The organism is Acidovorax sp. GW821-FHT11A03, from assembly GCF_058809075.1.
The window spans coordinates 338,467-349,262 of sequence record NZ_JBXASG010000003.1; the positions used below are offsets into that span (position 1 = coordinate 338,467).

Genomic DNA, 10,796 nt, shown 5'->3' on the forward strand with positions numbered 1-10,796 from the left:
AATAATCTTCGACAGGGACAAGGAGGCTGGCCCGTGCCTGCGTTTGCCCGCAGCTCCTTGCGGCCCTTTTTTACTCACCGGATTTTCCATGCGCACACCTTCCGCTTCGCGGCCCTTTCAACGGCATTCCAGGTACCTGCTGGTGCTGGCCACGGCGGCCCTGCTGGCCGCCTGTTCGCGCCCCGCTCCGCCCGAGGAGCCCGTGCGCTCCGTGAAGCTGCTGACGGTGGGCGTGGGCGCGCTGCAATCGAGCCTGGAGTATTCGGGCGAGGTGCGGGCGCGCGTGGAATCGCGCCTGGGTTTCCGCGTGGCCGGCAAGATCGTGCAGCGCCAGGCCGAACTGGGCCAGCATGTGCGGGCCGGCCAGGTGCTGGCGCAGCTGGACCCCAAGGACTACCAGCTGGCTGCCGACGCCGCGCGCGCGCAACTCGCATCGGCGACCACGCAGCGCGATCTGGCGGCCGCCGACTACAAGCGCTACCAGGCCCTGAAGGACCAGAACTTCATCAGCGGCGCCGAGCTCGAGCGCCGCGATGCCACGCTCAAGGCTGCGCAGGCCACGCTGGACCAGGCCCGCGCGCAGCTGTCGTCGCAGGGCAACCAGGCGGCCTACACCACGCTGGTGGCCGACGTGTCGGGAGTGGTGACGGGCATCGATGCCGAACCGGGCCAGGTGGTGTCCGCGGGCACGCCCGTGGTGCGCATCGCGCAGGACGGCCCCCGCGACGTGGTGTTCGCGGTGCCGGAAGACAAGGTGGCGCAGATTGCCCAAGGCTCCGAGGTGGCGGTGCGCGGCTGGTCGGGCGGCGCCCCCCTGGCGGGGCGCGTGCGCGAAGTCGCGGCCAGTGCCGACGCCGCCACCCGCACCTACCAGGTGAAGGTGGCCATCGACAGCGCCGACGCGCCCGCGCTGGGCTCCACGGTGTATGTGACGCCCAAGGCGTTGAGCCACGCTGGCATCCAGGCGATCAAGCTGCCCACCAGTGCCTTGCGCCAGGAGGGCCAGTCCACGGCCGTGTGGGTGTACGACGCGGCCAGCAGCACCGTGAAGTCGCAGGTGGTGCAGATCGCCACGGCCGATGGCAACGAGGCCGTGGTGGCCGCGGGCCTCACGCCCGGCATGCAGGTGGTGGCCACGGGTGTGCACGTGCTCTCACCCGGGCAGAAGGTGCTGGTTTATCAGCCAAAAGTGGCCTCGGCGCCCGCCGGTAAAGCGCAAAAAGCTATAAATTCAGTATCAAATCCTGCCGCCGCTGCTGTGGCGCCCGCGGCTTCCACTGCCAACTGAGGCCGGCCATGACGCAAGTACAACCCAAAGAGGGGTTCAACCTCTCCAAGTGGGCGCTCGACCATCCCGCCCTCACGCGCTACCTGATGGTGGTGCTGATGCTGCTGGGCTTCGCGGCCTACTTCCAGCTCGGGCAGGACGAAGACCCGCCGTTCACCTTCCGTGCCATGGTGGTGCGCACCTACTGGCCTGGCGCCACGGCGCAGCAGGTGGCCGAGCAGGTCACCGACAAGATCGAGCGCACCCTGCAGGAAGTGCCCTATGCGGACAAGATCCGCAGCTACTCCAAGCCGGGCGAGTCGCAGATCATCTTCCAGATCAAGGACTCCTCCAAGGGCAGCGAGGTGGCCAACGTCTGGTACAGCGTGCGCAAGAAGGTGGGCGACATGCGCTACACCCTGCCGCAGGGCATCCAGGGACCGTTCTTCAACGACGACTTCGGTGATGTGTACGGCGTGATCTACGCGCTGGAGTCCGAGGGCTTCAGCTATGCCGAACTCAAACAGTTCGCCGACGACGCGCGCCAGCAGCTGCTGCGCGTGCCTGACGTGGCCAAGGTCGAACTCTTCGGCGTGCAGGACGAGAAGCTCTTCATCGAAATCTCGCAAAAGCGCCTGTCGCAGCTGGGCCTGGACATGAACCAGGTGCTGGCCCAGCTGGGCCAGCAGAATGCGGTGGAAAGCGCGGGCGCCATCCAGACGCCGCAGGACCAGGTGCAGGTGCGCGTGCAAGGGCAGTTCAATGCCGTCGAAGACCTGGGCGCCATGCCGATCCGCGGGCCGTCGGGCGCGCAGCTGCGTCTCTCGGACATCGCCGAGGTCAAGCGCGGCTATGTGGACCCGGCCTCCGTGAAGGTGCGCCACCAGGGGCAGGAAGTGATCGCGCTCGGGGTGTCCATGGCCAAGGGCGGGGACATCATCGCGCTGGGCAAGGCACTGCACACGGCCACCGACCGCATTGGCAGCACCCTCCCGGCGGGCGTCAGGCTCGTCAACGTGCAGGACCAGCCCAAGGCCGTGGCGACCTCGGTGAACGAGTTCGTCAAGGTGCTGATCGAGGCGGTGGTCATCGTGCTGGCGGTGAGCTTCATCGCGCTGGGTTTCCACAGGCGCCCCGGCAAGAATCCGCTGTGGAAGCGCTGGTACATCGACCCGCGCCCCGGTCTGGTCGTGGGCATCACCATCCCGATGGTGCTGGCCGTGACCTTCCTGGCCATGTGGTACTGGGGCATCGGCCTGCACAAGATTTCGCTGGGCTCGCTCATCATCGCGCTGGGCCTGCTGGTGGACGACGCGATCATCGCGGTCGAGATGATGGTGCTCAAGCTCGAGGAGGGCTACGACAAGGTGCGTGCCGCCACCTTCGCCTACGAGATCACGGCCATGCCCATGCTCACGGGCACGTTGATCACGGCGGCGGGTTTCCTGCCCATCGGCCTGGCCAAGTCCACCACGGGCGAATACACGTTCGCGATCTTTGCCGTGACGGTGATCGCGCTGGTGCTCAGCTGGATCGTGTCAGTGTACTTCGTGCCATACCTGGGCACGCTGCTGCTCAAGGTGCCGCCCCACGTGCTGGCCGCGCAGGCCAGCCAAGGCATCACGGACGATCCCCACGAGGTGTTTGACAGTCCGTTCTACCGCACCTTCCGCCGCCTGGTGGACTGGTGCGTGCAGCACCGCTGGCTCACCATCGGCGCCACGGTGCTCACCTTCGCGCTGGGCATCGCCGGCATGGGCAAGGTGCAGCAGCAGTTCTTCCCGGATTCGAGCCGCCCGGAGATCCTGGTGGACATCTGGTTCCCCGAGGGCACCTCGTTCGCGGGCAACGAAGAAGTCACCAAGCGGGTGGAGCAGCGCCTGCTCTCCGAGCCTGGGGTCAGCTCCGTGAGCACCTGGGTGGGGTCGGGCGTGCCGCGCTTTTACCTGCCGCTGGACCAGGTGTTCCCGCAAAGCAATGTGTCGCAGTTCATCGTGCTGCCGCAGGACCTGAAGGTGCGCGAATCGCTGCGCGTGAAATTGCCGGCGCTGCTGGCGCAGGAGTTTCCGGAGGTGCGCGGCCGGGTGAAGCTGCTGCCCAACGGGCCGCCCGTGCCGTACCCCGTGCAGTTCCGCGTGGTGGGCCCCGATCCGCTGGTGCTGCGTGAGCGCGCGGACGAGGTGAAAGCCCAGCTGCGCCAGAACCCCGACATGCGCGGCGTGAACGACAACTGGAACGAGTCCGTGAAGGTGCTGCGCCTGGAAGTGGACCAGGCCAAGGCGCGCGCCCTGGGCGTGACCAGCCAGTCCATCGCACAGGCCTCCAAGACCATCCTGTCGGGCACGCAGGTGGGCCAGTTCCGCGAGGGCGACAAGCTCATCGACATCCTGCTGCGCCAGCCGCAGGAGGAGCGCAACGCGATCACCGACATCGCCAATGCCTATCTGCCCACGGCGTCGGGCAAGTCGATTCCGCTCACGCAGATCGCCAAGCCGGTGTTCACCTGGGAGCCGGGCGTGATGTGGCGCGAGAACCGCGACTACGCCATCACGGTGCAGGGCGATGTGACCGAGGGCCTGCAGGGCGCCACGGTGACGGCGGCGTTGCTGCCTGCCCTCAAGGAGATCGAGGCGAAGTGGCGTGCCGCGGGGCAGGCCGGCTACCGCATCGAGGTGGCGGGTGCCGTGGAGGAAAGCTCCAAGGGCTCGGCATCGATCGCGGCGGGCATTCCGGTCATGCTGTTCATCACCTTCACCTTGCTCATGCTGCAACTGCACAGCTTCAGCCGCGCGATGCTGGTGTTCCTGACCGGGCCGCTCGGGCTGGCGGGCGTGGCGGCGGCCTTGCTGCTGCTCAACCGCCCCTTCGGCTTCGTGGCGCTGCTCGGCGTGATCGCGCTCATGGGCATGATCCAGCGCAACTCGGTGATCCTGATCGACCAGATCGAGCAGGACCGCGCGCGGGGCGTGCCGGCGTGGGATGCGATCGTCGAATCCGCCGTGCGCCGCCTGCGCCCCATCGTGCTCACGGCCGCGGCCGCGGTGCTGGCCATGATCCCGCTGTCGCGCAGCGTGTTCTGGGGGCCGATGGCTGTGGCCATCATGGGCGGGCTGGTGGTGGCCACCGTGCTCACGCTGCTGGCGCTGCCCGCGATGTATGCTGCCTGGTTCCGTGTCAAAAGGCCGGCGCCGGAGGTCCTTGGAGGGGTTTGATTCCCACCCTGCCCGCATCAGGGTAAAATAGAAGGTTGACCGATTTCACACAGGCGGCAGTTCGTGCCGCCTGTTTGTTTGTTGTAGAACCGCGCGGGTGGCGAAATTGGTAGACGCACCAGGTTTAGGTCCTGACGCCAGCAATGGTGTGGGGGTTCGAGTCCCCCCCCGCGCACCACCCATGTGAGACTTTGCGGAACACGGCGCCGCTGCGCTGCAGCCAGCACGATCCACATTCATAAGAGGAATAGCCATGGCCGTTACTGTTGAAACCCTTGAGAAGCTCGAGCGCAAGATCACGCTGAGCGTGCCCGTCACCCTGATCCAGTCCGAAGTCGACACGCGCTTGAAGCGCCTGGCCCGCACGGTCAAGATGGACGGTTTCCGTCCCGGCAAGGTGCCCATGAACGTGGTGGCCCAGCGCTACGGCTACTCGGTGCAGTACGAAGTGCTCAACGACAAGGTCGGTGAAGCCTTCGCCGTGGCCGCCAACGAAGCCAACCTGCGTGTCGCCGGCCAGCCCCGCATCTCCGAGAAGGACGGCGCTCCCGAGGGCCAGATGACCTTCGACGCCATCTTCGAAGTGTTCCCTGAAGTCAAGATCGCCGATCTGGCGGACGCGGAAGTCGAAAAGCTGTCGGCCGAAGTGACCGATGCGGCCATCGACAAGACCATCGACATCCTGCGCAAGCAGCGCCGCAGCTTTGCGCAGCGCGCGCTCGAAGCCGCCGCGCAAGACGGCGACCGCGTGACGGTCGACTTCGAAGGCAAGATCGACGGCGAGCCCTTTGAAGGCGGCAAGGCCGAAGACTTCCAGTTCCTGGTCGGCGAAGGCCAGATGCTCAAGGAGTTCGAGGAAGCCGTGCGTGGCATGAAGTCGGGCGAAAGCAAGACCTTCCCCCTGGCATTCCCTGCGGAATACCACGGCAAGGACGTGGCCGGCAAGACGGCGGACTTCCTCGTCACGGTCAAGAAGATCGAAGCGGCCCACCTGCCCGAAGTGAATGACGCCCTGGCCAAGTCGCTGGGCATCGCCGATGGCTCCGTGGAGGGCCTGCGCGCCGACATCAAGAAGAACCTGGAGCGCGAAGTCAAGTTCCGCCTGCTGGCCCGCAACAAGCAGGCCGTGATGGACGCTCTCGTGTCCAAGGCCGAACTGGACCTGCCCAATTCCAGCGTGCAGGCTGAAATCGCCCGCCTGCTCGAAGGCGCCCGTGCAGAACTCAAGCAGCGCGGCATCAAGGACGCCGACAAGGCCGAAATCCCTGAAGACGTGTTCCGTCCCCAGGCAGAGCGCCGCGTGCGCCTGGGCCTGGTGCTGGCCGAACTGGTGCGTGCCAACGAACTGCAGGCCAAGCCCGAGCAGCTCAAGGCCCACATCGACGAGCTGGCCGCCAGCTATGAGAAGCCCGAGGACGTGGTGCGCTGGTACTTCGGTGACCGCCAGCGCCTGGCGGAAGTCGAAGCGGTCGTGATCGAGAACAATGTGACCGAATTCGTGCTGGGCAAGGCCAAAGTGGTCGAAAAGTCCGTGTCGTTCGACGAACTGATGGCCCAACAAGGCTGATAGGCCTGGCCGGGCGGCTTGTCGGTTACCGAACTGCCCGGTTGTTGCCGACACATACAGGGGCTTGTGCTTTCGTGCACAAGCCCCAATTCATTTCTGGGTACAGTACCTGCTTGTCTGGAGAAAACATGAGCGCATTGGAAACACAAGGCCTGGGCATGGTCCCCATGGTCATCGAGCAGTCGGGCCGTGGCGAACGGTCCTATGACATCTACTCGCGCCTGCTCAAGGAGCGTGTGATTTTTCTGGTGGGGCCGGTCAACGACCAGACCGCCAATCTCGTGGTGGCGCAGCTGCTGTTCCTGGAGAGCGAAAACCCCGACAAGGACATTTCGTTCTACATCAACTCCCCGGGCGGTTCGGTGAGCGCCGGCATGGCGATCTTCGACACCATGAATTTCGTCAAGCCCGATGTGTCGACCCTGTGCACGGGCATGGCGGCCAGCATGGGTGCCTTCCTGCTGGCGGCGGGCGCCAAGGGCAAGCGCTTTGCGCTGCCCAACTCGAAAGTCATGATCCACCAGCCGCTGGGCGGCATGCAGGGCCAGGCGACCGAGATCGAGATCCATGCGCGCGAGATCCTCAAGACGCGCGAGCAACTGAACAAGATCCTGGCCGAGCGCACGGGCCAGCCGCTGGAGAAGATCCAGCGCGACACCGAGCGCGACTATTTCCTGTCGGCCGACGAGTCCAAGGAATACGGCCTGGTCGACCAGGTGATCAGCAAGCGCTCCTGATAGCCACAGGGTCGCGCGGCGGCGTTTTCCCTGAGGGAAGACGCCGTTTTTTATTTGGTTATCATCCCGACAACTTTCCGTAACAAGCAAGGCATTGCCCCCATGGCCGAGAAAAAAGGCTCTTCCAGCGAAAAAACCCTTTACTGCTCTTTTTGCGGCAAGAGCCAGCATGAAGTGAAGAAGCTGATCGCTGGCCCGTCGGTCTTTATCTGCGACGAGTGCATTGACCTGTGCAACGAGATCATCCGCGACGAGCTCCCGGCCGGTGACCTGGCGCGCGAAGGCCGCGCCGATTTGCCCACGCCGGTGGAGATCAAGACCAATCTCGACAACTATGTGATTGGCCAGGATGTGGCCAAGCGCACGCTGGCGGTCGCGGTGTACAACCACTACAAGCGCTTGCGCCACAAGGACAAGGCCCACAAGGACGAGGTGGAGCTGTCCAAGAGCAACATCCTGCTGATCGGGCCCACGGGTTCGGGCAAGACGCTGCTGGCGCAGACCCTGGCTCGCATGCTGGACGTGCCCTTCGTGATGGCCGACGCCACCACGCTGACGGAAGCCGGCTACGTGGGCGAGGATGTGGAGAACATCGTCCAGAAGCTGCTGCAAAGCTGTAACTACGAAGTGGAGCGCGCGCAGCGCGGCATCGTCTACATCGACGAGATCGACAAGATCTCGCGCAAGTCGGACAACCCCAGCATCACGCGCGACGTGTCGGGCGAGGGCGTGCAGCAGGCGCTGCTCAAGCTCATCGAAGGCACGATGGCCAGCGTGCCGCCCCAGGGCGGGCGCAAGCACCCGAACCAGGACTTCCTGCAGATCGACACGACCAACATCCTGTTCATCTGCGGGGGCGCGTTCGCGGGCCTGGAGAAGGTCATCGAGAGCCGCACCGAAGCATCCGGCATCGGCTTCGGCGCATCGGTCAAGAGCAAGAAGCAGCGTTCGCTGACCGAGGTGTTCACCGAGATCGAGCCGGAAGACCTGATCAAGTTCGGCCTGATCCCCGAGCTGGTGGGCCGCATGCCCGTGGTGACGGCCCTGGCCGAGCTGAGCGAGGACGCGCTGGTGCAGATCCTGACCGAGCCGAAGAATGCGCTGGTCAAGCAGTACAGCAAGCTCCTGGCCATGGAAGGCGTGGATCTGGAGATCCGCCCCGCCGCGCTGAAGGCCATTGCCCGCAAGGCGCTGGCCAGAAAAACTGGCGCGCGCGGCCTGCGCTCCATCCTGGAGCAATCGCTGATCGGAACGATGTTCGACCTGCCCAACACCAGCAATGTCGAAAAGGTGGTGGTGGATGAGTCCACCATCGAAGAAAACAAGCCGCCGCTGCTCGTTTACCGCGAAGCGGCCAAAAAGGCCTGAAATGCCCGGAGCGGGCGCCTTGTTGCCGCCCCTTGAACCATCAACCCTGGCGGCAGTGCGGCTGCGCGCCAGGGTTGAAAATCCCCACATGTGGACCAACTTCCACAGAGCACTTTGAGGATTTCCATGTCCGGACACACCCCCCTGCCAGCCACCCCCATTGACCTGCCGCTGTTGCCCCTGCGCGACGTGGTGGTGTTTCCCCATATGGTCATCCCGCTGTTCGTGGGCCGTCCCAAGAGCATCAAGGCGCTCGAGATGGCCATGGAGGCGGATCGCCGCATCATGCTGGTCGCCCAGAAGGCCGCGGCCAAGGATGAGCCTTCCGTGTCGGACATGTTCGACGTGGGCTGCGTCTCCACCATCCTGCAGATGCTCAAGCTGCCCGATGGCACGGTGAAGGTGCTGGTCGAAGGCCAGCAGCGTGCCATGGTGGCCTCCATCGAGGATGCCGAAACCCATTTCACGGCCACCGTGACGCCGGTCGAAGCCACGCCCGAGGCCAACAAGCCGAGCGAAATCGAAGCCCTGCGCCGTGCGGTGATGCAGCAGTTCGACCAGTACGTCAAACTCAACAAGAAGATTCCGCCAGAGATCCTGACCTCGATCTCCAGCATCGACGACCCCGGCCGCCTGGCCGACACCATTGCGGCCCACCTGCCGCTCAAACTCGAAAACAAGCAGGTCGTGCTGGATCTCGCCGACGTGAAGGCGCGGCTGGAAAACCTGTTCGAGCAGCTTGACCGCGAAGTCGACATCCTGAACGTCGACAAGAAGATCCGTGGGCGCGTGAAGCGCCAGATGGAGAAGAACCAGCGCGACTTCTATCTCAACGAGCAGGTCAAGGCGATCCAGAAGGAACTGGGCGAAGGCGACGAAGGCGCGGACATCGAGGAGATCGAGAAGAAGATCAAGCTCGCCAAGATGCCCGCCGAGGCGCGCAAGAAGGCCGACGCCGAGCTGAAGAAACTCAAGCTCATGTCGCCCATGTCGGCCGAGGCCACCGTGGTGCGCAACTACATCGACGTGCTCACGGCGCTCCCCTGGAGCAAGAAGACCAAGATCAAGCACGACCTGGTCAATGCCGAGGGCGTGCTCAACGAAGACCATTTCGGCCTGGACAAGGTCAAGGACCGCATCCTTGAATACCTCGCGGTGCAGCAGCGCGTGGACAAGGTGAAGGCGCCCATCCTGTGTCTGGTGGGACCTCCTGGCGTGGGCAAGACCTCCCTGGGCCAGTCCATCGCCAAGGCCACCGGCCGCAAGTACGTGCGCATGGCCCTGGGTGGCATGCGCGACGAGGCCGAGATCCGCGGGCACCGCCGCACCTACATCGGCGCGCTGCCGGGCAAGGTGCTGCAGAGCCTCTCGAAGGTGGGCACGCGCAATCCGCTGTTCCTGCTCGACGAGATCGACAAGCTCGGTACCGACTTCCGGGGCGACCCCTCGAGCGCGCTGCTGGAGGTGCTGGACCCCGAGCAGAACCACACCTTCGGCGACCACTACGTCGAGGTGGACTTCGACCTCTCCGACGTGATGTTCGTCGCCACGTCGAACTCGATGAACATCCCGCCGGCCCTGCTCGACCGCATGGAAGTGATCCGCCTGTCGGGTTACACCGAGGACGAGAAGACCAGCATCGCCATGAAGTACCTGCTGCCCAAGCAGCTCAAGAACAATGGCGTGAAAGACGAGGAGCTCGAGATCACCGAGCCCGCCGTGCGCGACATGGTGCGCTACTACACGCGGGAGGCCGGCGTGCGGTCGCTCGAGCGCGAGCTGTCCAAGATCTGCCGCAAGGTGGTCAAGGGCCTGCAGCTCAAGAAGCTCGAGCCGAAGGTCATCGTCACCGCCGACAACCTGCCCGACTTCCTGGGCGTGCGCAAGTACACCTACGGCCGTGCCGAGGCGCAGAACCAGGTGGGCCAGGTGGTCGGCCTGGCATGGACCGAGGTGGGTGGCGACCTGCTGACCATCGAGGCCGCGGCGATGCCCGGCAAGGGCGTGATCACGCGCACCGGTTCGCTGGGCGATGTGATGAAGGAATCGGTCGAGGCTGCCCGCACGGTGGTGCGAAGCCGCTCGCGCATCCTGGGCATCAAGGACGAGGCCTTCGAGAAGCGCGACATCCACATCCACGTGCCGGACGGCGCGACGCCCAAGGACGGCCCGAGTGCGGGTGCCGCGATGACCACCGCGTTCGTTTCGGCGCTCACGGGCATTCCCGTGCGTGGCGACGTCGCGATGACGGGCGAGATCACGCTGCGGGGCGAGGTCACGGCCATCGGAGGGCTCAAGGAAAAGCTGCTGGCGGCCCTGCGTGGCGGCATCAAGACGGTGCTGATCCCCGAAGAGAACGTCAAGGACCTGGCCGAGATCCCGGACAACGTGAAGAGCGGCCTGGAGATCGTGCCCGTGCGCTGGATCGACAAGGTGCTCGAGATCGCGCTGGAAACCAAGCCCGTGCCCCTGACGGACGAGGAGGTGGCCGTGGTGGCCGCTGCTGCGGCGGAGAAGAGCGCGGGCTCGGCCGCTGCCACGGATGGCTTGAAGCATTGAAGAAAAAGTTTTTGGGATGCTTCAAAAAATGCGCTACAATTCATTCCATCGCAGCAAACGTTGTACAATGTGAGGCTTCGGTAAAA

The 10,796-nt window shown here is 64.8% G+C and carries 6 protein-coding genes and 1 tRNA gene; all 7 read left to right on the forward strand.

The window, feature by feature from the left end; translation table 11 throughout:
* Positions 1-88 precede the first annotated feature (88 nt).
* The 7 genes from AC1RVY_RS08840 (at position 89) to lon (ending at position 10,710) form a co-directional block, all read left to right on the forward strand.
* Complete coding sequence (locus AC1RVY_RS08840; protein WP_492806270.1) at positions 89-1,288, forward strand: efflux RND transporter periplasmic adaptor subunit; 1,200 nt, start codon at positions 89-91, stop codon at positions 1,286-1,288.
* A gap of 8 nt (positions 1,289-1,296) precedes the next feature.
* Positions 1,297-4,479: an efflux RND transporter permease subunit gene (locus AC1RVY_RS08845; protein WP_218340777.1), complete on the forward strand. Its 3,183-nt coding sequence runs from the start codon at positions 1,297-1,299 to the stop codon at positions 4,477-4,479.
* Positions 4,480-4,570: 91 nt separating this feature from the next.
* Positions 4,571-4,657: transfer RNA gene (locus AC1RVY_RS08850), tRNA-Leu, on the forward strand.
* Between the two features lie 75 nt (positions 4,658-4,732).
* Complete coding sequence (tig, locus tag AC1RVY_RS08855) at positions 4,733-6,046, forward strand: trigger factor (protein WP_218294103.1); 1,314 nt, start codon at positions 4,733-4,735, stop codon at positions 6,044-6,046.
* Between the two features lie 128 nt (positions 6,047-6,174).
* Complete coding sequence (gene clpP, locus AC1RVY_RS08860; RefSeq protein WP_304505098.1) at positions 6,175-6,783, forward strand: ATP-dependent Clp endopeptidase proteolytic subunit ClpP; 609 nt, start codon at positions 6,175-6,177, stop codon at positions 6,781-6,783.
* 102 nt (positions 6,784-6,885) lie between these two features.
* Positions 6,886-8,151 (forward strand): ATP-dependent Clp protease ATP-binding subunit ClpX, encoded by a 1,266-nt coding sequence (gene clpX / locus AC1RVY_RS08865; protein WP_492806273.1) that lies wholly within the window; start codon positions 6,886-6,888, stop codon positions 8,149-8,151.
* A 126-nt stretch (positions 8,152-8,277) separates the two neighbouring features.
* Entirely contained in the window at positions 8,278-10,710 is a 2,433-nt protein-coding gene (lon, locus tag AC1RVY_RS08870; RefSeq protein ID WP_218294105.1) for an endopeptidase La, read from the forward strand.
* The last annotated feature ends 86 nt before the right edge of the window (positions 10,711-10,796 follow it).

Coding starts and splice junctions, on each gene's coding strand:
- AC1RVY_RS08845 (WP_218340777.1), top strand. CDS start 1,297: ATGACGCAAGTACAACCCAAAGAGGGGTTCAACCTCTCCAAGTGGGCG.
- tig (WP_218294103.1), top strand. CDS start 4,733: ATGGCCGTTACTGTTGAAACCCTTGAGAAGCTCGAGCGCAAGATCACG.
- clpP (WP_304505098.1), top strand. CDS start 6,175: ATGAGCGCATTGGAAACACAAGGCCTGGGCATGGTCCCCATGGTCATC.
- AC1RVY_RS08840 (WP_492806270.1), top strand. CDS start 89: ATGCGCACACCTTCCGCTTCGCGGCCCTTTCAACGGCATTCCAGGTAC.
- lon (WP_218294105.1), top strand. CDS start 8,278: ATGTCCGGACACACCCCCCTGCCAGCCACCCCCATTGACCTGCCGCTG.
- clpX (WP_492806273.1), top strand. CDS start 6,886: ATGGCCGAGAAAAAAGGCTCTTCCAGCGAAAAAACCCTTTACTGCTCT.